21 protein-coding genes and 2 riboswitches are annotated in these 21464 nt (G+C 67.2%); of the genes, 20 read left to right on the plus strand and 1 reads right to left on the minus strand.

All coding sequences use genetic code 11. The features are described 5' to 3' along the window. The first annotated feature begins 13 nt into the window (after positions 1–13). From ACKY0X_RS10190 to ACKY0X_RS10230, 9 genes are all read left to right on the plus strand, one after another. The gene (locus ACKY0X_RS10190; RefSeq protein ID WP_047317297.1) at positions 14–310 is read left to right on the plus strand and encodes a WXG100 family type VII secretion target; all 297 of its coding nucleotides are present in this window, start codon (positions 14–16) and stop codon (positions 308–310) included. 16 nt (positions 311–326) lie between these two features. Then, positions 327–611 (plus strand): WXG100 family type VII secretion target, encoded by a 285-nt coding sequence (locus ACKY0X_RS10195; protein WP_047317298.1) that lies wholly within the window; start codon positions 327–329, stop codon positions 609–611. A 191-nt stretch (positions 612–802) separates the two neighbouring features. Next, positions 803–988, plus strand: a riboswitch (M-box (ykoK) riboswitch). Positions 989–1425: 437 nt separating this feature from the next. Continuing rightward, a complete protein-coding gene (locus ACKY0X_RS10200; RefSeq protein WP_409429320.1) occupies positions 1426–2616 on the plus strand; it encodes a PPE family protein in 1191 nt (396 codons plus the stop codon). Positions 2617–2637: 21 nt separating this feature from the next. Further along, entirely contained in the window at positions 2638–3348 is a 711-nt protein-coding gene (locus ACKY0X_RS10205; RefSeq protein WP_308486672.1) for an MgtC/SapB family protein, read from the plus strand. Between the two features lie 35 nt (positions 3349–3383). Beyond that, complete coding sequence (locus tag ACKY0X_RS10210; RefSeq protein ID WP_409429321.1) at positions 3384–4307, plus strand: sterol desaturase family protein; 924 nt, start codon at positions 3384–3386, stop codon at positions 4305–4307. A 120-nt stretch (positions 4308–4427) separates the two neighbouring features. Continuing rightward, positions 4428–4982, plus strand: a complete 555-nt coding sequence (locus ACKY0X_RS10215) for a LysM peptidoglycan-binding domain-containing protein (RefSeq protein WP_409429582.1) — start codon at positions 4428–4430, stop codon at positions 4980–4982. A gap of 116 nt (positions 4983–5098) precedes the next feature. After that, positions 5099–5773, plus strand: a complete 675-nt coding sequence (locus ACKY0X_RS10220; protein ID WP_409429322.1) for a hypothetical protein — start codon at positions 5099–5101, stop codon at positions 5771–5773. Beyond that, positions 5770–6270 (plus strand): VOC family protein, encoded by a 501-nt coding sequence (locus ACKY0X_RS10225; RefSeq protein ID WP_409429323.1) that lies wholly within the window; start codon positions 5770–5772, stop codon positions 6268–6270. The genes ACKY0X_RS10220 and ACKY0X_RS10225 overlap by 4 nt, the downstream gene beginning before the upstream one ends. Before the next feature lie 52 nt (positions 6271–6322). Next, positions 6323–7774, plus strand: coding sequence for an FAD-binding protein (locus ACKY0X_RS10230; RefSeq protein WP_409429324.1), 1452 nt, complete (start codon positions 6323–6325; stop codon positions 7772–7774). Positions 7775–7777: 3 nt separating this feature from the next. Here the strand turns inward: ACKY0X_RS10230 and ACKY0X_RS10235 are convergent, their stop codons facing one another. Continuing rightward, positions 7778–9712, minus strand: coding sequence for an ABC transporter ATP-binding protein/permease (locus ACKY0X_RS10235; protein ID WP_409429325.1), 1935 nt, complete (start codon positions 9710–9712; stop codon positions 7778–7780). Between the two features lie 91 nt (positions 9713–9803). On the opposite strand from ACKY0X_RS10235, the gene secA2 reads away from it, so the two are divergent. From secA2 to gcvP, 11 genes are all read left to right on the plus strand, one after another. Beyond that, positions 9804–12191, plus strand: coding sequence for an accessory Sec system translocase SecA2 (secA2, locus tag ACKY0X_RS10240; RefSeq protein WP_409429326.1), 2388 nt, complete (start codon positions 9804–9806; stop codon positions 12189–12191). Between the two features lie 9 nt (positions 12192–12200). Beyond that, positions 12201–12803, plus strand: a complete 603-nt coding sequence (locus ACKY0X_RS10245; protein ID WP_409429327.1) for a CDP-alcohol phosphatidyltransferase family protein — start codon at positions 12201–12203, stop codon at positions 12801–12803. After that, positions 12796–13725 (plus strand): DUF881 domain-containing protein, encoded by a 930-nt coding sequence (locus tag ACKY0X_RS10250; protein WP_409429328.1) that lies wholly within the window; start codon positions 12796–12798, stop codon positions 13723–13725. The genes ACKY0X_RS10245 and ACKY0X_RS10250 overlap by 8 nt, the downstream gene beginning before the upstream one ends. Before the next feature lie 79 nt (positions 13726–13804). Further along, complete coding sequence (locus ACKY0X_RS10255) at positions 13805–14137, plus strand: small basic family protein (RefSeq protein WP_409429329.1); 333 nt, start codon at positions 13805–13807, stop codon at positions 14135–14137. A 5-nt stretch (positions 14138–14142) separates the two neighbouring features. Then, entirely contained in the window at positions 14143–14916 is a 774-nt protein-coding gene (locus ACKY0X_RS10260) for a DUF881 domain-containing protein (RefSeq protein ID WP_409429330.1), read from the plus strand. Positions 14917–14944: 28 nt separating this feature from the next. After that, positions 14945–15358 carry a glycine cleavage system protein GcvH gene (gene gcvH, locus ACKY0X_RS10265; protein WP_065039260.1) on the plus strand — a complete coding sequence of 138 codons (414 nt, stop codon included), beginning with the start codon at positions 14945–14947 and terminating at the stop codon, positions 15356–15358. Positions 15359–15533: 175 nt separating this feature from the next. Then, positions 15534–16019 (plus strand): glycogen accumulation regulator GarA, encoded by a 486-nt coding sequence (gene garA / locus ACKY0X_RS10270; RefSeq protein WP_409429331.1) that lies wholly within the window; start codon positions 15534–15536, stop codon positions 16017–16019. After that, the gene (locus ACKY0X_RS10275) at positions 16019–16756 is read left to right on the plus strand and encodes a MerR family transcriptional regulator (RefSeq protein ID WP_409429332.1); all 738 of its coding nucleotides are present in this window, start codon (positions 16019–16021) and stop codon (positions 16754–16756) included. Before garA ends, ACKY0X_RS10275 begins: the two co-directional genes overlap by 1 nt. Before the next feature lie 138 nt (positions 16757–16894). Next, entirely contained in the window at positions 16895–17389 is a 495-nt protein-coding gene (locus tag ACKY0X_RS10280) for a bifunctional nuclease family protein (RefSeq protein WP_047321562.1), read from the plus strand. A gap of 232 nt (positions 17390–17621) precedes the next feature. Continuing rightward, positions 17622–18257, plus strand: coding sequence for a MerR family transcriptional regulator (locus tag ACKY0X_RS10285; RefSeq protein ID WP_065039262.1), 636 nt, complete (start codon positions 17622–17624; stop codon positions 18255–18257). 83 nt (positions 18258–18340) lie between these two features. After that, positions 18341–18438, plus strand: a riboswitch (glycine riboswitch). A gap of 163 nt (positions 18439–18601) precedes the next feature. Continuing rightward, the gene (gcvP, locus tag ACKY0X_RS10290; RefSeq protein ID WP_409429333.1) at positions 18602–21433 is read left to right on the plus strand and encodes an aminomethyl-transferring glycine dehydrogenase; all 2832 of its coding nucleotides are present in this window, start codon (positions 18602–18604) and stop codon (positions 21431–21433) included. Positions 21434–21464 lie beyond the last annotated feature (31 nt).

Consider the following 21464-nt stretch of genomic DNA (forward strand, 5'->3'; position numbering starts at 1 on the left):
CGAGGAGAGAACCGTGGCAACACGTTTTATGACTGATCCGGACGCGATGCGTTCGATGGCGGGCCGTTTTGATGTGCACGCGCAGACCGTGGAGGACGAGGCTCGTCGGATGTGGGCGTCGTCGACCAACATCTCTGGTGCTGGTTGGGGTGGTCTGGCAGAGCGGACGTCGATGGACACCATGGGTCAGATGCAGACGGCGTTTCGCAACATTGTGAACATGCTGCATGGTGTGCGTGATGGTCTGATTCGCGACGCTAACCACTACGAGCAGCAGGAAGCTGCTTCTCAGCAGATCCTGTCGAGCTAGAAGGAGAATCAGGACCATGTCGATTAACTACCAGTTCGGTGATGTGGATGCTCACGGTGCGTTGATTCGTGCCCAGGCGGCGTCGTTGGAGGCGGAGCACCAGGCGATCGTGCACGATGTGCTGGCTGCCGGTGATTTCTGGGGTGGCGCGGGTTCGGTGGCGTGCCAGGAGTTTGTGGCGCAGTTGGGTCGCAACTTCGCGGTGATTTACGAGCAGGCCAACAGTCACGGTCAGAAGGTGCAGTCGGCCGGCAACAACATGGCCAACACCGACGCTTCGGTGGGCTCCAGCTGGGCCTGATCGCCCGCAATTTCGCAGCGCGGCAGCACACTCGATCCACGGGTGTGCTGCCGCGTTTTACATTGCGCGGAGTGCCTATATCGGCCAAGCGCAAGCGTTTTCGTCTCCAGTGCGTAAGGATCTGCGAAAGACCGCCGGCGGCCCGGCGGGGCGGATTGACCCGGTCACCCCACTGGTGCACTATGGTTAAGCAAGCACCTCGTTAGGTGAGGCGTCTGCACGGATATAGGCCACTGACCCCGAACGTCGAAAGACGCCCCGGGTCAGGACAGCTCCTCCCGGATTAAGGGTTGAGCCCAAGTGGCTTCCGGGTCTGCACGTTTGTGCAGGCCAGGACACGCCGTGCAGTGCCGAAGCTCTGACGAGAGGGGTGCGGATCTCGGTTGTCGCCGGGTTACTTCACCTCGTCGTGCATAAGTGCAGGCACCCGCGCGTGCCCAGGCCGAGAGGAGGTGAGAGCGACATTGAGTCCGAGTGATAGTTCCTATCCGAGATCGATGTTCGTCTCCTTCGATCTCGGTACTGCTTTCACCATCTGATTCGCACCGGCGCTGAACTCGTCGACTGGCGTACCCTCCCGTAGCGGAAGGCGCCAGGCTTCGTCATGCCCTGAAATCGATTGGTAGCTCGGCTGTTTCGTCGAGCCTGCGATCGACGTGGCATGAGCTGCTCCGGCATGTCGCCATGACCGCTGTCCCGATCTCTCCTGCCGTCCGGATTACGGCTGCAACACATATCGGGCACCGACCCTGCCTGCACAGCACCCCAAGACCAGCCATTTGTGGCTCAAAAACCATCAAAAAGGAGCAATGCCATGGACTTCGGAGCATTTCCGCCGGAAATCAACTCAGCACGTATCTACACCGGCCCCGGCTCGGGACCGATGATGGCCGCCGCGGCGGCCTGGGACAAGATGGCCGCCGAACTCAGCTCGGCCGAAGCCGCCTACCAGGGCGTCATCAACGGACTCGTCAGCGAAGGCTGGATGGGGCCGGCGTCCAACGCGATGGCCGCCGCGGCCGCACCCTATGCAGTATGGATGGGCGCCACCGCCGCCCAGGCAGAGCAGGCCGCCATGCAAGCCAAGGCGGCAGCCGCGGCATTCGACGCGGCCTACGCGATGACGGTCGCACCGCCGCTGGTGGTAGCCAACCGGTCCCAGCTCGCGGCGCTCGTGGCGACCAACTTCATCGGCCAGAACGCTGCCGCGATTGCGGCCACCGAGGCGCAGTACGGCCAGATGTGGGCCCAGGACGCCGCTGCCATGTACGGCTACGCGGCGTCGTCCGCGGCAGCTACCAAGGTCACGCCGTTCACCTCTCCGCATGAGGTCGCCGACCCTTCGGCGCAGGGCGCGCAGCAGGGCGCCGTCAGCCAGGCTGCCGGGACGGCCGCCACTTCGAACGCGCAATCCGCAGCGTCCCAAGCGCTTACGAATACGCCACAGGCGTTGCAGGCCCTCTCGACACCGGTGCAGCCGCCGGTAACGGGCGGCGAAGGTGGTATCAGCACGGGCGACCTGGCGAACGGGGTGACCAACCTGATGAGCAGCTCGTTCAGCCCGATGGGCGCGGCGGCGATCTCCAGCTTCGCTGCCGACATGGCGGTGGTGCGTGGTGCCGCCATCGCCGCCGGCGACCCGCTTGGCTTGGGCGCGATCGACCCGTTCACGCCGATGCTCGGCGGGCTGGGCGCTGGACTGGGCAACGGAATGCACGGCTTGGGTGGTCTGGGCACCGCCTCGGCGAGCATGGGGCACGCCGCGTCGGTCGGGGCGTTGTCGGTACCGCAGTCGTGGGCTGCCGCTGTTCCGGCCACCGCGGCTCCGGGTACCTCGGTCGCCGCCACCGGCTGGACGGTCGCTGCGCACGCACCGGAGGCCGGCGCGGCCGGTATGCCCGGGGTGCCGCTGGCGGGCGCCGGGCAGGGCCGCAACTACGGTTTCGCCGCCCCGCGGTACGGCTTCAAGCCCACCGTGATGGCTCGGCCGGTGGTCGCCGGCTAAGCATGTGTCATCGTTGAAGTCATGCAGACGCTGAGCGTCGCCGAGTTCACGTTGCGACTGGCTGTCGGGCTGGGCTGCGGTGCACTGATCGGGCTGGAAAGACAATGGCGTGCGCGCATGGCGGGACTGCGTACCAACGCGCTCGTTGCCGCCGGTGCGACGCTGTTCGTGCTGTACGCCGTCGCCGTGGAACCCAGCTCCACCCGCGTCGCGTCCTACGTGGTGTCGGGGGTGGGCTTCCTCGGCGGTGGGGTGATCCTGCGTGAGGGGTTCAACGTCCGCGGCCTCAACACCGCGGCCACCCTGTGGTGCTCGGCCGCCGTGGGCGTGCTGGCGGCGGCCGGTGACCTGACGTTCGCACTGATCGGGACCGGCGCGATCGTCGGCACCCATCTGCTGCTGCGGCCGCTGGGTCGGCTCATCGACCGTGATCAGCACGTGGAGGAGGACGAACCGCAGTCGCCGTATGAGGTGCAGGTGATCTGCCGGCCGAAGTCCGAGAAGTACTTGCGCGCCCAGATCGTGCAGCACACCGCCAGCAACGACCTGATACTGCGGGGGATTCACACCGTGCGCGCCGGTGAGGACAACATCGCGCTCACCGCGTCGATGCTGTCGGACAGTCGGGCGCCGGACCGGCTTGAGCGACTGGTGGGCGAGTTGTCGCTGCAGCCGGGCGTTTACGCGGTCCAGTGGCACGCCGAGGATCAGTCGTCGCTGTCCTCGGACTGATCGGGCCTAGGCTGATGTTCCGGAGGTAGCAGACGGTGGATGCGATCGCGGGTGTGTGGTCGGCGTTGCCCGGGCCGATGCGCGACCCGGTTATATTCGCCGTGCCTTTTTTCCTGCTGCTGCTGAGCCTGGAATGGTTCGCCGCGCGCAAACTCGAACAGTTGGAATCAGAGCGCGTGCCCGTGGGTGCCTATCGCACCGAGGATGCCTGGGCGAGCATCTCGATGGGCCTGGTGTCCATGGCCACCACCGCCGCGTGGAAGTTCATCGCGCTGCTCGGCTACGCGGCGATCTATAGCTATGTGGCGCCGTGGCAGCTGTCGCCCACGCGCTGGTACACCTGGGTTATCGCACTCGTCGGTGTGGACCTGCTCTATTACACCTACCACCGCATCGCCCATCGGATCCGGTTGATCTGGGCGACTCACCAGGCGCACCACTCCAGCCGCTACTTCAACTTCGCCACCGCGCTGCGCCAGAAGTGGAACAACAGCGGCGAGATCCTGATGTGGATTCCTTTGCCGCTGTTGGGTATTCCGCCGTGGATGGTGTTCGCCAGCTTTTCGGTGAGCCTGGTCTACCAGTTCTGGGTGCACACCGAACGGATCGACAAGCTGCCTCGGGCAGTGGAGTTCGTCTTCAACACACCGTCGCATCATCGGGTGCACCACGGTATGGACCCGGAGTACCTGGACCGCAACTACGGCGGGATCCTCATCATCTGGGACCGGATGTTCGGCAGCTTCGCCCCGGAGCGGTTTCGCCCGCATTACGGGCTGACCAAGCCGGTCGACACCTTCAACATTGTGACCCTGCAATTCCACGAGTACGCCTCGATCATCGCCGATGTGCGCAGTGCGACTCGGTGGCGCGACCGGTTGGGTTACATCTTCGGACCGCCCGGCTGGCAACCCGTCGCGCCGGCAGTGGCCGTCGCCCAGCAGCCGAGATTGCCCTGACGTAATGCGGGGCACACCGGCAGGTGTTCGCCTAGGCTGACTAACGTCGCATCCGAGCGACAACGCCCGGCCAGTCAAGTCGCGGCGTGCCGATGAGAAGGGGACAACGTGGCACAGAGCTTGGGAGACACCCTCACTGCAGGTAAGAAGCTCGTCAAGGGCGAGTCGCTGACCTCCAACAACGGGGCATACACCCTGACGCTGCAGGAGGACGGCAACCTGGTTTTGGCGGCGCGGGGCAAAGCTATCTGGGCGTCGGGCACCAACGGCAACGACGTCGTGCGTGCTGAAGTGCAGGCGGACGGAAACTTCGTGCTGTACACCGCCGACAAGCCGATCTGGCACACCGACACCAAGGGCAAGAAGGACGTCAAGCTGGTTCTGCAGGACGACCGCAACCTGGTGCTCTACGCCGCCGATGGCGCGGCCTGGTCCACCAAGACCGAGACCGACGCTCCGCCGCCGGAGGAGCCCAAGGCCGAGGAGGCCCCGGCTCCGGTGGAGGAGGCCGCCGCACCTGCGGCACGCACCTACACCGTGGTCGCCGGCGACACCCTGTTCGCCATCGCCGAGCGGTTCTACGGTGACGGCAACAAGTACCCGCAGATCGCGGAGGCCAGCGGTATCGCCAACCCTGACCTGATCCACCCCGGTCAGGAGCTGACGATCCCCTGATCGCCGAGCAACGCCGCTGCGGCGGCCCGGATCCCTTGGGGCCGGGCCGCCGCGCTGCGCCATGGTGGCTTGGTCCGGCCGGACCGAAACCGGCCCTCAACGATAGGAGTCGACGGTTGCGCAGGCTCGTTGCGCGGGTGCTGGCGGTGCTGCTGGGGATCGGTGCGACAGTGACTGGGCCGACGGTCTTTCCGGCCCGAGCCGATCGGGTGCTGGTGTTCCCGGGGATGGAGATCCGTCAGGACACCCATGTCTGCACCCTCGGCTATGTCGACCCGGTGATGCGGATTGCCTTCACCGCCGGCCATTGCCGGGGGAGCGGTACCGTCACCGACCGCGGCGGGGCCGTCATCGGCAGGTTGGCGACCTTTCGCGACAACACCCCTAATGGTTCGACCGTCAACACCGACCAGGTGATCGCCGACTACGAGTCGATCGTGCTGGCCGACGATGTCGACGTCAACGATGTCCTACCGGGGGGTCTGCAGTTGCAGGCCGGTCCGGACATCGAGCTGAAACCCGGTGATCCGGTCTGCCACTTCGGCATCGTCACCGGAGAAACCTGCGGCACCGTCGAACGGGTCAACAATGGGTGGTTCACCATGACGCGCAGCGTTCGTAGTCAGCAGGGTGACTCCGGCGGCCCGGTGTATGCGCCGGGCGGCTCTGGCCCGGCCCGGATCGTCGGGCTGTTCAACAGTGTCTGGGGCGAATTCCCCGCCGCGGTTTCGTGGCCGGCGATCTCGCAGCAGGTCCGCGAAGACGTCGGCGTGCCGACCCCGCTGTCGTGACCCCGCCGCCTCGCCCACCCATTCAGATCGCCTGGGTCACCGGCGATCTCGATGCCACCGAGGCCACGCTGACTGCGTTGCTCGGCGTGCGCAGATGGATCCGTATGCCCGGGGTGCACTTCGCCCCGGACACTTGCAGCTACCTGGGCGAGCCGGCTGATTTCGTCGCCGACATCGCGCTGAGCTACGTCGGTGACATGCAGTTGGAGCTGATCGCACCGGTCCGTGGACGCAGCCTCTACGACGACTTCCTCCGTACCCACGGGCCGGGCCTGCACCATGTCTGCATCGAGGCCGAGGACCCCGAAAACTTCGACGTTATGCTGAACGACACCGCCGAGCAGGGCGCCCAGGTGGTTGCCCGGGGCGTGATGCCCGGAGGCATGCAATTCGCGTACGTCTCAGCTCCGGAAGCCGGCATCCCCTACCTGGAGATCGCCTACATCCCAGCCGAGATCCGAGCGGTGTTTGACTACATCAAACAGGAGCAGCGGTAACCACCGCAGCGGCGCCGATGAGCAGCGCCGGCGACACAGAGGAGTGGCGGCAATGAGCACCCAGATCCCGGACACCACCAGTGCCGAAACGGTTTCGGAGTGGTCCGACGAGTTCGACGTCGTGGTGATCGGCTTCGGCATCGGGGGCGGCTGCGCGGCCGTCACCGCGGCGGCAGCCGGGGCCCGGGTCTTGGTGCTGGAGCGGGCCGCCGAGGCCGGCGGCACCACCGCCATGGCAGGCGGTCACTTCTACCTGGGCGGCGGGACTGCGGTCCAGCAGGCCACCGGGCATGCCGACACCGCCGACGAGATGTACAAGTACCTCGTCGCGGTGTCGCGCGAACCCGAGCACGACAAGATCCGGGCCTACTGCGACGGCAGCGTCGAGCACTTCAACTGGCTTGAAGAGCTCGGAATTGCGTTCGAGCGCAGTTACTACCCGGAGAAGGCGGTGATCCAGCCCAACACCGAGGGGCTGATGTTCACCGGCAACGAGAAGGTGTGGCCGTTCCTGAACGAGGCCGTTCCGGCACCGCGCGGGCACAAGGTTCCGGTGCCCGGTGACACCCAGGGCGCCAAGATGGCAATCGACCTGCTGCTCAAGCGGGCCGACAACCTCGGGGTGACGATCCGCTACGAAACCGGGGCTACCGGGCTGGTCACCGACGCCTCCGGCGCCGTCGTGGGTGTCTCGTGGAAGCACTTCGCCGAAAGCGGTGTGATCAAAGCGAAGTCGGTGGTGATTGCCGCCGGTGGCTTCGTGATGAACCCGGAGATGGTCGCCCAGTACACGCCGAAGCTGGCCGAGAAGCCGTTCGTGCTGGGCAACACCTACGACGACGGGCTGGGCATCCGGATGGGGATGTCGGCAGGCGGCGCCACCAAGCATATGGACCAGATATTCATCACCGCGCCGGTCTACCCGCCCTCGATCCTGTTGACCGGCATCATCGTCAACAAGGAGGGCAAGCGCTTTGTCGCCGAGGACTCCTACCACTCCCGCACGTCGGGATTCGTCATGGACCAGCCCGACAGCGCGGCCTTCCTGATCGTCGACGAGGCCCACATGCGCAAGCCGCAGGTGCCTTTGGTCCCGCTGATCGATGGATGGGAGACTGTGCCGGAAATGGAAGCCGCACTGGGTATTCCGGAAGGAAACCTGGTGGCGACCCTGGACCGCTACAACACGTATGCGGCGCAGGGCGAGGACCCGGATTTCCACAAGCAGCCGCCGTTCCTGGCGCCGCAGGACAACGGCCCGTGGGGCGCGTTCGACCTGTCGCTGGGCAAGGCGGTCTACGCCGGCTTCACCATCGGCGGGTTGGCGACGTCGGTGGACGGCGAAGTGTTGCGCAGTGACGGCCAGCCGATACCGGGCCTGTACGCCGCCGGGGCCTGTGCGGCCAACATCGCCCAGGACGGCAAGGGATACGCCAGCGGGACGCAGCTGGGCGAGGGCTCGTTCTTCGGCCGACGCGCCGGGGCGCACGCGGCGACTCGCTAGCGGCTAGACCGGGGACAGGTCCCAGCGGCCCTGGCCGAGCAGCTCCAGTACGTGCTTGTGGTGCTGGCGCACCGTGTGCCGGTGGCTCACGCTGACCAGGATGGTGTCGGGCAGCTCGGAGCGCAGCAACCGATACAGCGTCAACTCCAGCCCTTCGTCGAGCGCCGACGTCGACTCGTCGAGGAACGCAGCCTTGGGCCGGGTCAACAGGATTCGGGCGAACGCCACCCGCTGCTGCTCGCCGGGTGAGAGCACCTTGGCCCAGTCCTCGACGTCGTCGAGCCGGTCGACCAGGTTCGGCAGTGACACCTTGACCAACGCCTCGGTGATCTCGGCGTCGGTGACCTCGCCGACCGACAGCGGGTAGGACACCACCGCTCGCAGATCACCCAGCGGGATGTAGGGCAGTTGCGAGATGAACATCGTGGCGTTGACCGCATCGGGGCGGCGCAGGGTTCCCGACGCGTACGGCCACAACTGGGCCAGACTGCGCAGCAGCGTCGTCTTGCCGCTGCCCGACGGCCCGGCGATCATCAGCGCGTCACCGATGCCCAGATGCACGTCGAGCGCCTCGATCAGCGGGACGCCCTCGGGATTGCGCACCTCGACACCCTCGAGGGCCACCGTGCCGTCCGGGCTGGGCTTGACCAGCAGCTCGGGAAGGTCTCGGGCCTCACGGTTGGCTTCCACCAGCCCGTGCAGACGAATGATCGAGGCACGGTAGCCGGCGAAGTTGTCGTAGGCATTGCGGAAGAACGACAGGGAATCCGAGATGTTGCCGAACGCCGACGCGGTCTGGGCCACCCCGCCGAACATGATCTGTCCGGAGAACAGTCGGGGCGCCTGAATCACCCAGGGCAGCGGCACAATCGCCTGGCTCACCGACAGGTTCCAGCCGGAGAACCCGATGGTCCGGTTCACGAACTTCAGATAGTTGGCGATGATCGCGCGGAACCGCGTCCGCAGCTGGACCCGCTCGGCCAGCTCGCCCCGGTAGAACGCCACGGACTCGGCGGCGTCGCGCACCCGCACCAGCGCGTACCGGAAGGCGGCGTTGGTGAGCTCGTTGCGGAAGCTCAACCGGATCAAGGGACGGCCGATCCAGAACGCGACGATGGTCGCGATGGCCACGTAGACCAGGACGATCAAGAACATCGCCCGCGGAATGTCGAACCCGAACACGGTCAGCGTGCCAGACAGGTTCCACAGGATGGCGGTGAACGACACCACCGTGACCATGGACTGCACGGCGCCGAACAACAGCGTGCTGCCGGTGCCGTTGGCCGGGGCGTTGACGTTGGCGCCGTTGCCCGCGGTGAAGATGTCGATGTCCTGCTGAATACGCTGGTCGGGGTTGTCGATCGCGCCTTCGATGGCTTCGCCGACGGCGGGGTCGAGCGGTGTCTTGACGAAGTGGGCCCGGTAGTAGGCTCGCCCGTCCAACCAGTCCCCGGTCAGTCGCTCGGTGAGCCAGCTGCGCCAATTCACCATGAAGTGCTGGGTCAGGTAGATGTCGAGCATCACCCGCGCCACGTGCAGCACGGCCATCAGGCTGAAGATGCCGATCGACATCCAGAAGCCATGTACGCCCGACGCTTTGATGGCCTCGTCGCCCCCGGCGGCGCCCTGGAAGGCGGTCTGCAGCGACGAATACATGTCGTTGCCCTGGAAGCTGAACAGCACGTTGAGCCGGACCGCGGTGATCACCGACAGCAACAGCGCACCCAGCATCAGCCAGACCCGGATGCTGTCGCGACCGGTGAAGTAGGCGCCGCTGATCTCCCAGAACTGGCGTCCCCATCGGGTGCTGAACCGCAGCAGGGCCGCCACGGCCAGCACGCCGACGGCGCTGATGGTCCAGGCCAGTGCGATCCACACCAGAGAATCGGGCAGTGCATGCGCCCAGTCGATGGACGGCTTGAACACCTTCGAGTCCACTGCCACATCTCCTTCACCGCCGAATCGACGTGCCGGCCGGTAGATCAAAAATCCCGTGCGAAACCTACCGCGTAGCGCGGCGCGGCGTCGGATGAGCACCGCCGAAGCAGCCCGGTACCGTTGTGCTGTGGCTAACACCTCCAAGACTGTCTCCGGAACGCGAACCAAGTCGGGTCGGCTCAGCGGGAAATTCTGGAAACTGCTGGGCGCCAGCACCGAGAAGAACCAGAGTCGTTCGATGGCCGAGGTCACCGCGGCCGGCGAGTACGCCAAGAAGGCCGCTGGGCTCGACGACGAGCAGCTGCGCAAAGCCGCGCAGCTGCTGAAACTCAAGGAGCTGGCCGACGCCTCGGACATCCCGCAGTTCTTGGCGATCGCCCGCGAAGCCGCCGAGCGCAGCATCGGGCAGCGTCCGTTCGATGTTCAGCTGCAGGGCGCGCTGCGGATGCTGGCCGGCGACGTGGTCGAGATGGCCACCGGCGAAGGCAAGACGCTCTCCGGTGCGATCGCCGCCGCCGGCTATGCCATCGGTGGCCGGCACGTGCACGTGGTCACCATCAACGACTACCTCGCGCGTCGTGACGCCGAATGGATGGGCCCCCTGCTCGAGGCCCTGGGGGTCACCGTCGGGTGGATCACCGAAGACTCCACGGCGGCCGAGCGCCGCGCGGCCTACCAGTGCGATGTCACCTACGCATCGATCAACGAGATCGGCTTCGACGTGCTGCGCGACCAGCTGGTGACCGACGTCGACGACCTGGTCTCGCCCAACCCGGATGTGGCGCTGATCGACGAGGCCGACTCGGTGTTGGTCGACGAGGCGCTGGTGCCGTTGGTGCTGGCCGGCACCACCCACCGGGAGACGCCCCGGATGGAGATCGTTGAGTTGGTCGGACGGCTCAAGCCCGGAGTGGACTACGACTCCGACGAGGACCGGCGCAACATCCACCTCACCGAGGTGGGCGCGAACAAGGTCGAGAAGGCGCTCGGTGGCATCGACCTGTACTCCGAGGAGCACGTGGTCTCCACGCTGACCGAGGTCAACGTCGCCCTGCACGCCCACGTGCTGTTGCAGCGCGACGTGCACTACATCGTCCGCGACGGCAAAGTGCAGTTGATCAACGCCTCGCGCGGCCGGATCGCCGCCCTACAGCGCTGGCCGGACGGCCTGCAGGCCGCGGTGGAGGCCAAGGAGGGCATCGAAACGACCGAGACCGGCGAGGTGCTCGACACCATCACGGTGCAGGCGCTGGTCAACCGGTATCCGACCGTGTGCGGTATGACCGGTACGGCGCTGGCGGCCGGCGAGCAGTTGCGGCAGTTCTATCAGTTGGGGGTCTCGCCGATCCCGCCGAATATGCCCAACATCCGCGAAGACGAGGCGGACCGGGTCTACATCACCGCCGCGGCCAAGAACGACGCCATCGTCGCCCACATCGTCGAGGTGCACGCCACCGGGCAACCGGTGCTGGTCGGCACCCACGACGTCGCCGAGTCCGAGGAACTGCACGAGCGGCTGCGCAAGCGCGGTGTCCCGGCGGTGGTCCTCAACGCCAAGAACGACGCCGAAGAGGCCACGGTGATCGCCGAGGCCGGCAAGCTCGGGGTGGTGACGGTGTCCACCCAGATGGCCGGTCGCGGCACCGACATCCGCCTGGGCGGATCCGAAGAGTCCGACCACGACGCGATCGTCGAGCTGGGCGGGCTGCACGTGATCGGCACCGGCCGCCAGCACACGCAGCGCCTCGACAACCAGTTGCGGGGCCGGGCCGGCCGTCAGGGCGACCCGGGATCGTCGGTGTTCTTCTCCAGTTGGGAAGACGATGTCGCCGCGACCAACCTGGAAGCCAACAAGCTGCCCACCGAGACCGATGACGACGGCCGGATCCTGAGCCCCAAGGCCTCCGGTCTGCTCGACCACGCGCAGCGCATCGCCGAGGGCAAGCTGCTCGACATCCACGCCAACACCTGGCGGTACAACCAGCTGATCGCCCAGCAGCGCACCATCATTGTGGAGCGGCGCAACACGCTGCTGTCCACCCCGGCGGCTCGTGAGGAGCTGGCCGAGCTCACCCCGAAGCGCTACGCGGAATTGAAGGAGCAGCTGGGGGAGGACGGTGAAGCCAAACTGGAGAAGATATGCCGGCTGATCATGCTCTACCACCTGGACCGCGGTTGGGCCGACCACCTCGCTTACTTGGCCGACATCCGGGAGAGCATCCACCTGCGTGCCCTGGGCCGGCAGAACCCGCTCGACGAGTTCCACCGGTTGGCGCTCGACGCGTTCGCCTCACTGGCCGCCGATGCCATCGAGGCGTCCCAGCAGACCCTGGAGACCTCGGATTCGATCGAGTCCGAGCCGGGTATCGACCTGTCGAAGCTGGCCCGGCCCACCTCGACGTGGACCTACATGGTTCGCGACAACCCGCTGAGCGACGACAGCATGGACGCGCTGAGCCTGCCCGGGATCTTCCGCTAGGGGGTCGGTATGGCTGCCGGGTCTGGCACCGAGCAAGTCCAAGACCGGGTGCTCACGGTGCCCAACGTGATCAGCCTGGCCCGTCTCGGGCTGATCGGCGTCTTTCTCTACCTACTGCTGGTCGCGCGGGCGGACGGACCGGCGGTGGCGACGCTGATGCTCAGCGGCGCCTCGGACTGGGCCGACGGCAAACTGGCTCGGCTGTTGAATCAGTCCTCGGCGCTGGGCGCCCTGCTCGATCCGGCGATCGATCGGCTGTACATGATCGCCATTCCAGTCGCGTTCGGGGTGCGCGGGCTGGTGCCCTGGGCGATCATCGCAACGCTGCTGGCCCGAGACCTGCTGCTGGCCGCCACGCTGCCGGCGCTGCGGAGCCGGGGGCTGACCGCGCTGCCGGTGACCTACATCGGCAAGGCGGGCACGTTCGCGCTGATGTCAGCGTTTCCGCTGATCCTGTTGGGACAGTGGGATCAGCTGTGGAGCCGGGTGGTCCTCGCCACCGGATGGGGTTTCCTGATCTGGGGCCTGGGTATGTACCTGTGGGCGTTCGTGCTGTACCTCATCCACGTGAGACTGGTGGTCCGCACCATGCCGAAGGTTGCCGGTGACTGAACCGTTCTTCGCGTTGAGCGGATACGACTCGCAGGGGGCGGGCGCCCACGAGGCCGGCAGGCCACGCAAATTCGCGGTGCCGTCCTTGCTGCGCTCCCTGCTGTCCGAACATCTCGACCCCGGCTATGCCGCGGCGGCGGCCAGGCGGGCACGCCGCACCGCGCCCCCGGCGGCCACCGCCCGGGTCGCGGGGTGGGCATGGGAGGCGGTGGCGGCGTTGCTGGTGGCGACGGTGTTTGCCGTCGCGGTGGCGCAGGCACGGTCGGTGGCCCCCGGGGTGCACGACGCCCAGCAGGTGCTGGCGGCCAATGTCCGAGCGGCCGAAGCGGTCACCGGCCGGCTGGCCGACAAACGGGACACCTACTCCAATCGTGTCGACGAGTTGCGCCGGCACCGGCTGGCCGACGACGCTCAGGGGCAGCGGGTGCTGGCCGGCCTGGACGCGCTCAGCCTGGAGGCTGCCAGCACGCGGGTGAGCGGTCCCGGGGTGACCGTCACCGTCACGGATCCCGGCGCCGGCCGAAATCTCTCCGATGCCTCCAAACAGCGGGTGTCGGGCAGCCAGCAGATCATCTTGGACCGCGACCTGCAGCTGGTCGTCAACTCGCTGTGGGCCAGCGGAGCCGAGGCGATCGCCGTCGGCGACGTGCGCATCGGCCCGAATGTCACGATCCGGCAGGCCGGCGGAGCCATCCTCGTCGACAACAAGCCGATCAGCAGTCCCTATGCGCTGCAAGCCATCGGACCGCCAGGCGGACTGCGCGACGCCTTCGACCGTAGCCCGGGGTTGTACCGGCTACGACTGTTGGAGGCATCCTACGGGGTGGTGGTCCGTGTCGACGGCCGCAACTCGGCCGACATCACCCTGCCGGCCGGATCGGTACGAGATGTCCGGTTTGCCAAACAGATAGGGGCATCGTGACGCAAGCTTGCGCTGCGGGCCGCGGCTTGGCCGTCGTGGCCGGCACGGGTCCGGTTCGGGAGGCTGGAGTGATGTCGCAATGATCGGTATCGCCGCACTGATCGCCGGAATCGTCTTGGGGCTGATCTTTCACCCCAGCGTGCCGGAGGTGGTTCACCCCTACCTACCGATCGCCGTGGTGGCCGCGCTGGACGCCGTGTTCGGCGGCCTCCGTGCCTACCTGGAGCGAATTTTCGACGCGAAGGTGTTCGTCGTGTCGTTCGTGTTCAACGTTCTGGTCGCCGCGCTGCTGGTCTACCTCGGTGACCAGTTGGGGGTCGGCACACAGCTGTCGACCGCGATCATCGTGGTGCTGGGCATCCGCATCTTCGGCAACGCGGCGGCGCTGCGGCGACGACTGTTCGGGGCCTGACCCGCATGAGTAGCACCGACCCGGCGTCGCACGGCCGCCACGAGCTGCCGCAGCCGCCCCCGCAGAACGGTGTGCCGCCGCCCCGCAGCCGTTCCGGGCCGCTGTTCAGCGTGCTGGGAATGCTGCTGTGCCTGCTGCTGGGAGTGGCGATTGTCACTCAGGTCCGCCAAAACGACTCCCAGGACGCGCTGGAGACGGCCCGGCCCGCTGACCTGCTGGTGCTGCTGGACTCGCTGCGTCAACGCGAGGCCACCCTGGGCACCGAAGTCGCCGAACTGCAGCAGACGCTCAACGCCCTGCAGGAATCCGGCAGCAGTGACCAGGCCGCCATCGAGAACGCCCAAGCGCGGCTGGCCGCCCTCGCGATCATGATCGGCACCGTGGGTGCGGTCGGACCCGGCGTCGTGATCACCGTCGACGATCCGGCCCGAGGGGTGGCACCCGAGACGATGCTCGACGTGATCAACGAGCTGCGGGCGGCCGGTGCCGAGGCGATGGAGGTCCGCGACGGTACCAAGGCGGTGCGCATCGGGGTGGATTCGTGGGTTGCGGGCACGCCCGGTGCGCTGGAGTTCGACGGGACGGCCCTGACGCCCCCGTATTCGGTTCTGGCGATTGGGGATCCCCCCACCCTGGCCGCCGCGATGAACATTCCCGGCGGGGCCGTCGACAGCGTCAAACGGCTTGGCGGTGCTATGGCAGTGCAGCAGGCCGACCGCGTTCAGGTGACCGTGTTGCGACAACCGAAACCCCGCCAATACGCTCAGCCAGTCAAGTGAGCCCAACAGCGCAAGGAGCACGATCACCGTGAGCTCGGAAAGCTTAGTTCCATCCGACCTGTACTACACCGCTGAGCACGAGTGGGTTCGCCGCACCGGACCGGACACCGTCCGCGTGGGTATCACCGACTTCGCGCAGGCCGCCCTGGGTGACGTGGTCTTCGTGCAGCTGCCCGCAGCGGGCACCGGGGTCACCGCCGGAGAGGCCTTTGGCGAGGTGGAGTCGACCAAGTCGGTCTCGGACCTTTACGCACCGATCACCGCGTCGGTGAGCGCGGTCAACGCCGAACTGGACGCCAACCCGCAATTGGTGAACTCCGACCCCTACGGCGCCGGTTGGCTGCTGGAACTTCAGGTGGCGAACGCGGATTCGGCAGCTCTGGACCAGAGTCTGTCGGGGCTGCTGACCGCCGATGCCTACCGGGCGACGTTGTCGGAATGACGATTGTTAGCCTGCCTGCCGGGACGCGCCGGGTATCCGGCGACACGATCCCGCGGTGCGGGGGACATGACGGACCGCTGCGCGGTACGGTCGACTCAACGATTCAGGGTTGGGCGCAACACATGTCCGGCGGGCGCGACCAGGTAGCAAAACAGCGGCCAGTGAGGAGTAGCGGGTGACGGAGAAGGACCCGGCAACGGGGCAAGACCAGGCAGGCGATGAGGTCACGGTGGAAACCACATCGGTTTTCCGCGCCGACTTCCTGAACGAACTCGACGCTCCCTCTCAGGCGGGTGGCGAGAGCCTGACCTCGGGTGTTGAAGGGCTGCCCGTGGGTTCGGCACTGCTGGTCGTCAAGCGCGGTCCCAATGCCGGATCGCGGTTCCTGCTCGACCAACCGGTCACCGCGGCCGGTCGGCACCCCGACAGCGACATCTTCCTCGACGACGTCACGGTGAGTCGTCGTCACGCCGAGTTCCGGCTGGAAGGCAACGAGTTTCAGGTTGTCGACGTCGGCAGCCTCAACGGGACCTATGTCAACCGGGAGCCGGTCGATTCGGCGATCCTGGTCAACGGCGACGAGGTGCAGGTCGGCAAGTTCCGCCTGGTGTTCCTGACCGGCCCGAAGACGGGTGAGACCGAGGCCGGGCCGGGCAGCTAATGACCGCGCCTGACAGCCCTGAACTGGCCGGGATGTCAATCGGAGCGGTGCTGGACCTGCTTCGGCCGGATTTTCCCGACGTCACGGTCTCCAAGATTCGTTTCCTGGAAACCGAGGGGCTGGTCATGCCGCAGCGGGCGGCGTCGGGCTACCGCCGATTCAGTGCCTACGACTGCGCACGGCTGCGTTACGTGCTGACCGCACAACGCGATCACTACCTGCCGTTGAAGGTGATCAAGGCGCGGCTGGACGCCGAAGCGGATGGCGCGCTGCCGTCACCGGAGTCGCCGTACCCCACGCCACGACTGGTGTCGGCCGGCGGCGAGACCGCCCATAACGGGACGGCGCTGCCCGCGCCGCCGCGGCAGGTGCGGTTGAGCCGCGAGGATCTGCTGCAGCGCTCGGGCGGCGACGACGCGCTGTTGACGGCATTGGTCAGATCGGGCGTGATCACCGTCGGACCGGGTGGCCTGTTCGACGAGCACGCGGTGGTGATCGTCCAGTGCGCGCGCGGCCTGGCCGACTACGGCGTGGAGCCGCGGCACCTGCGAGCGTTTCGCTCGGCGGCAGACCGGCAGGCCGACCTGATCGCCCAGATCGCGGGCCCGCTGGTCAAGGGCGGCAAGGCGGGCGCACGCGACCGGGCCGACGACTTGGCCCGCGAGGTCGCGGCGCTGGCGATCGCTCTGCACACCGCGCTGCTCAAGTCGTCGGTACACGACGTACTGCACGGCTGAGGACTAGACTTCGCCTCGGCGGCTTGTTGCGCGGCATGTGGTTTCCGACCGGGGGTTTCGCAGCGAGTCATACTGGGACGACAAGGACTTGGGACGACAAGGACTTGGGACGCAGCGAACGCGGAGGGCTGACTGGAGATGGGTGAAGTACGCGTGGTCGGCATCCGCGTCGAGCAGCCGCAGAACCAGCCGGTGCTGCTCTTGCGGGAAGCCGACGGTGATCGATATCTCCCGATCTGGATCGGGCAGGCCGAAGCCGCCGCCATCGCCTTGGAGCAACAGGGCGTGGAGCCCGCCCGGCCCCTGACTCACGACTTGATCCGTGACTTGATCGGCGCGCTCGGACATTCGCTCAAGGAGGTCCGAATCGTCGACCTGCAAGAGGGCACGTTCTACGCCGACCTGATCTTCGACCGCGACATCACGGTGTCGGCGCGCCCGTCGGACTCGGTGGCCATCGCGTTGCGGGTGGGTGTGCCGATCTATGTCGAAGAAGCGGTACTGGCCGAGGCGGGCCTGCTGATCCCCGACGAGGGCGACGACGAGACCGCCGGCGCGGTGCGTGAAGACGAGGTGGAGAAGTTCAAGGAATTTCTCGATAGCGTGTCGCCCGACGATTTCAAAGCAACCTGACCCGGCGCGGCGGACTCAGCCTCGTCACAGATCCGTTGCATCTCTCTGCCGTCGGCGCGACACGCCCAAACGTAAGCAACACGCGCAAAACGCGGCCCCATACTTGAACCACGGCGGGAACAACTGCACGGCAGCCCGGCGGACGGCGTATGCTCACGACCAACTCGGGCAAGAGCAAACGCGGCCACTGGCCAGTCAGTGGCAACGAGCGCGATCGGCGAGAGGAAGCAGCGTGGGCGACCAACCGGGGCAGGAACAGCTGGACTTCACGGGTCAGTCCGATAAGGGTGACCGCGAAGTCCCCGCGGACCCCTCCAGCGCCGGCCAACCCGTACAGGGCGGTCTGTTCCCGGACGACTCCGTTCCCGACGAACTCGTCGGTTACCGCGGTCCTAGCGCCTGCCAGATCGCCGGCATCACCTACCGCCAGCTCGACTACTGGGCTCGTACCTCGCTGGTGGTGCCCTCCATCCGGGGCGCGGCCGGCTCCGGTAGCCAGCGGCTCTACTCGTTCAAAGACATCCTGGTGCTCAAGATCGTCAAGCGACTCCTCGACACCGGCATCTCGCTGCACAACATCCGGATCGCCGTCGACCACCTTCGCGAGCGCGGTGTCCAGGATTTGGCCAACATCACGCTGTTCTCCGACGGCACCACCGTGTACGAATGCACCTCGGCTGAAGAGGTCGTCGACCTGCTGCAGGGCGGCCAGGGGGTGTTCGGTATCGCGGTATCGGGCGCAATGCGCGAGCTGACCGGCGTGATCTCCGACTTCCCCGGCGAGCGCGCCGACGGCGGCGAGTCGATCCCCGCGCCCGAAGACGAACTGGCCAGCCGCCGCAAGTTCCGCGACCGCAAGACCGGTTAGGGCTCAGAGCCTCGGCGCAGCGGTCGAGAAACCGTTGCGGAATCCTGGTCGACTGGGCCCGGCGGGTAGTATTAGGTCCGCATCAGCCTCTCGCGGGAGAGTTCCGTGGCAGCCAGCCGCGGACGCCGAAGGAGCAATACCTCTCCGTCAACCTCTCAGGCACCCGGACCGCGCCGGCATTGATGCCTCTGGAAAGCGGTGGCGCCCGTTTGGGTTACACCCGCCCATGGGGAAAGGCGCTGCAGAAGCCTCGGCGCCGAATCTCTCAGGCGCCCGGGCCGGGCAGACGACAGAGGGGGAGGACACGAATTCGTCTCGCAGTCGTCTAGCGCCCAGGAGTTCCCGTGTCCGAGTACACCGAATCCCGCTTTGTTGACCGGCATATCGGCCCCGACAGTGCCGCGATCAGCGCGATGCTCGCCACCATCGGTGTCGCGTCGCTGGAGGAGCTCGCCGCCAAGGCCGTGCCCGCCGGCATCCTCGACGCGCTGAGTGCCGACGGCATCGCGCCCGGGCTCGACGTCCTGCCGGCCCCAGCCACCGAGGCCCAGACCCTGGCCGAACTGCGCGACCTGGCCGACGCCAGCACCGTCGCGGTGTCGATGATCGGCCAGGGCTACTACGACACGCTCACCCCGCAGGTGTTGCTGCGCAACATCCTGCAGAACCCGGCGTGGTACACCGCTTACACGCCGTACCAGCCGGAGATCAGCCAGGGCCGGCTGGAAGCCCTGCTGAACTTCCAGACCATGATCGCCGATCTGACCGGGTGCGAGATCGCCAACGCCTCGATGCTCGACGAGGGCACCGCGGCCGCCGAGGCGATGACGTTGATGCACCGCGCGACGCGCGGCACCTCGCATCGGCTGCTGGTCGACTCCGACCTGTTCACCCAGACCGCGGCGGTGCTGGCGACTCGCGCCGAGCCGCTGCGCATCGAGATCGTCACCGCCGACCTGCGTGAGGGCCTTCCCGACGGCGACTACTTCGGGGTGATCGTGCAGTTGCCGGGAGCCTCGGGCCGGATCACGGATTGGTCGGGGCTGATCGAAGCCGCCCACGAGCGCGGCGCACTGGTGGCGGTGGGCGCGGACCTGCTGGCATGCACGCTGCTCACCCCGCCCGGTGAGATAGGCGCGGACGTGGCATTCGGCACTGCCCAACGGTTCGGGGTGCCGATGGGCTTCGGCGGCCCGCACGCCGGCTACCTGGCCGTGCACTCGCGTCACGCCCGCCAGCTGCCCGGCCGGCTGGTCGGGGTGTCCCTGGACGCCGATGGCTCGACGGCGTTCCGGCTGGCGCTGCAAACCCGCGAACAGCACATCCGCCGGGACAAGGCCACGTCGAACATCTGTACCGCGCAGGTGCTCCTGGCGGTGATGGCCGCGATGTATGCCAGCTACCACGGCGCCGATGGTCTGACCGCGATCGCGCGGCGCGTGCACGCCCACGCCGAGAAGATCGGCGCCGCACTCGGTGAGGCGCTGGTGCACGACCGTTATTTCGACACGGTGCTCGCCCGGGTGCCGGGCCGCGCCGACGACGTGATCGCCGCGGCCAAGGCCGGCGGGATCAACCTGTGGCGCGTCGACGCCGACCACGTCTTGGTGGCCTGCGACGAAACGACCACCGACGCACAGGTGGCCGCGGTACTGGATGCCTTCGGACTGGCGGCGGTCGAACCGGCCGGCGCGCCCATCGCCACCCGCACGTCGGAATTCCTGACCCACCCGGCGTTCACCCGCTATCGCACCGAAACCACGATGATGCGTTACCTGCGCTCGCTGTCGGACAAGGACATCGCCTTGGACCGCAGCATGATTCCGCTCGGGTCGTGCACGATGAAGCTCAACGCCGCCGCCGAGATGGAGTCGATCACCTGGCCCGAGTTCGCGCGCCAGCACCCGTTCGCCCCGGCCGGCGACGCCGTGGGCTTGCGGACGCTGATCGCGCAGCTGGAGACCTGGCTGGCGGGCATCACCGGATATGACGCGGTGTCCCTGCAACCCAATGCCGGCTCGCAGGGGGAGTACGCGGGTCTGCTGGCGATCCACGCCTATCACGCCAGCCGCGGCGAGTCGCATCGCGACATCTGCCTGATCCCCTCCAGCGCCCACGGCACCAACGCCGCGTCGGCGGCGCTGGCCGGAATGCGTGTGGTGGTGGTCGGCTGCCGTGACAACGGCGACGTCGACCTCGATGATCTGCGCGCCAAGGTCGATCAGCACGCTGCGGCGTTGTCGACGTTGATGATCACCTATCCGTCCACGCACGGCGTCTACGAGCACGACATCGCCGAGATCTGCGCCGCGGTGCACGACGCCGGTGGCCAGGTCTACGTCGACGGTGCCAACCTCAATGCGTTGGTCGGGCTGGCTCGGCCCGGAAGGTTCGGGGGAGACGTCAGTCACCTGAATCTGCACAAGACCTTCTGCATCCCGCACGGGGGCGGCGGCCCGGGCGTCGGGCCGGTGGCGGTGCGCGCACACCTAGCCGAGTTCCTGCCCGGTCACCCGCTGGCCGCCGAGTTGCCCGCCGGGCATCCGGTGTCGGCGGCGCCGTACGGGTCTGCGTCGATCCTGCCGATCACCTGGGCCTACATCCGGATGATGGGCGCCGATGGCCTGCGTGCGGCGTCGTTGACGGCGATCGCGTCGGCCAACTACATCGCCCGACGGCTGGACGAGCACTACCCGGTGCTTTACACCGGCGAGAACGGCATGGTCGCCCACGAGTGCATCCTGGACCTGCGAGAGATCACCAAGAGCACCGGCGTAACCGTCGATGATGTCGCAAAACGGTTGGCCGACTATGGTTTCCATGCCCCGACCATGAGCTTCCCGGTGGCTGGAACCCTGATGGTGGAGCCCACCGAGAGTGAGAGCCTCGCCGAGGTCGATGCGTTCTGCGAGGCGATGATCGCCATTCGCGGCGAGATCGACCGGGTCGGTTCCGGCGAATGGACGGTTGAGGACAACCCGCTGCGCGGGGCCCCGCACACCGCGGAGTGCCTGGTGGTCGACAAGTGGGAGCACCCCTACACCCGGGAACAGGCCGCCTACCCGCTGGGCCGCGGATTCCGGCCGAAGGTGTGGCCGCCGGTGCGCCGGATCGACGGTGCCTTCGGTGACCGCAACCTGGTCTGCTCGTGCCCGCCGGTGGAGGCCTACAGCTGAACCGCCGACTTTCGGGAAATAGTCAGCAAAG

It is taken from the genome of Mycobacterium sp. SMC-11, from assembly GCF_046250095.1.
Classification (GTDB): Bacteria; Actinomycetota; Actinomycetes; order Mycobacteriales; family Mycobacteriaceae; genus Mycobacterium; species Mycobacterium heraklionense_A.

Bases quoted from the DNA above. Each gene is read 5' to 3' on its own strand.
- secA2 (WP_409429326.1), top strand. From the start codon at position 9,804: ATGAGCACCGCCGAAGCAGCCCGGTACCGTTGTGCTGTGGCTAACACC.
- ACKY0X_RS10255 (WP_409429329.1), top strand. From the start codon at position 13,805: ATGATCGGTATCGCCGCACTGATCGCCGGAATCGTCTTGGGGCTGATC.
- ACKY0X_RS10205 (WP_308486672.1), top strand. From the start codon at position 2,638: ATGCAGACGCTGAGCGTCGCCGAGTTCACGTTGCGACTGGCTGTCGGG.
- ACKY0X_RS10280 (WP_047321562.1), top strand. From the start codon at position 16,895: ATGGGTGAAGTACGCGTGGTCGGCATCCGCGTCGAGCAGCCGCAGAAC.
- ACKY0X_RS10195 (WP_047317298.1), top strand. From the start codon at position 327: ATGTCGATTAACTACCAGTTCGGTGATGTGGATGCTCACGGTGCGTTG.
- ACKY0X_RS10230 (WP_409429324.1), top strand. From the start codon at position 6,323: ATGAGCACCCAGATCCCGGACACCACCAGTGCCGAAACGGTTTCGGAG.
- ACKY0X_RS10260 (WP_409429330.1), top strand. From the start codon at position 14,143: ATGAGTAGCACCGACCCGGCGTCGCACGGCCGCCACGAGCTGCCGCAG.
- ACKY0X_RS10245 (WP_409429327.1), top strand. From the start codon at position 12,201: ATGGCTGCCGGGTCTGGCACCGAGCAAGTCCAAGACCGGGTGCTCACG.
- ACKY0X_RS10200 (WP_409429320.1), top strand. From the start codon at position 1,426: ATGGACTTCGGAGCATTTCCGCCGGAAATCAACTCAGCACGTATCTAC.
- ACKY0X_RS10275 (WP_409429332.1), top strand. From the start codon at position 16,019: ATGACCGCGCCTGACAGCCCTGAACTGGCCGGGATGTCAATCGGAGCG.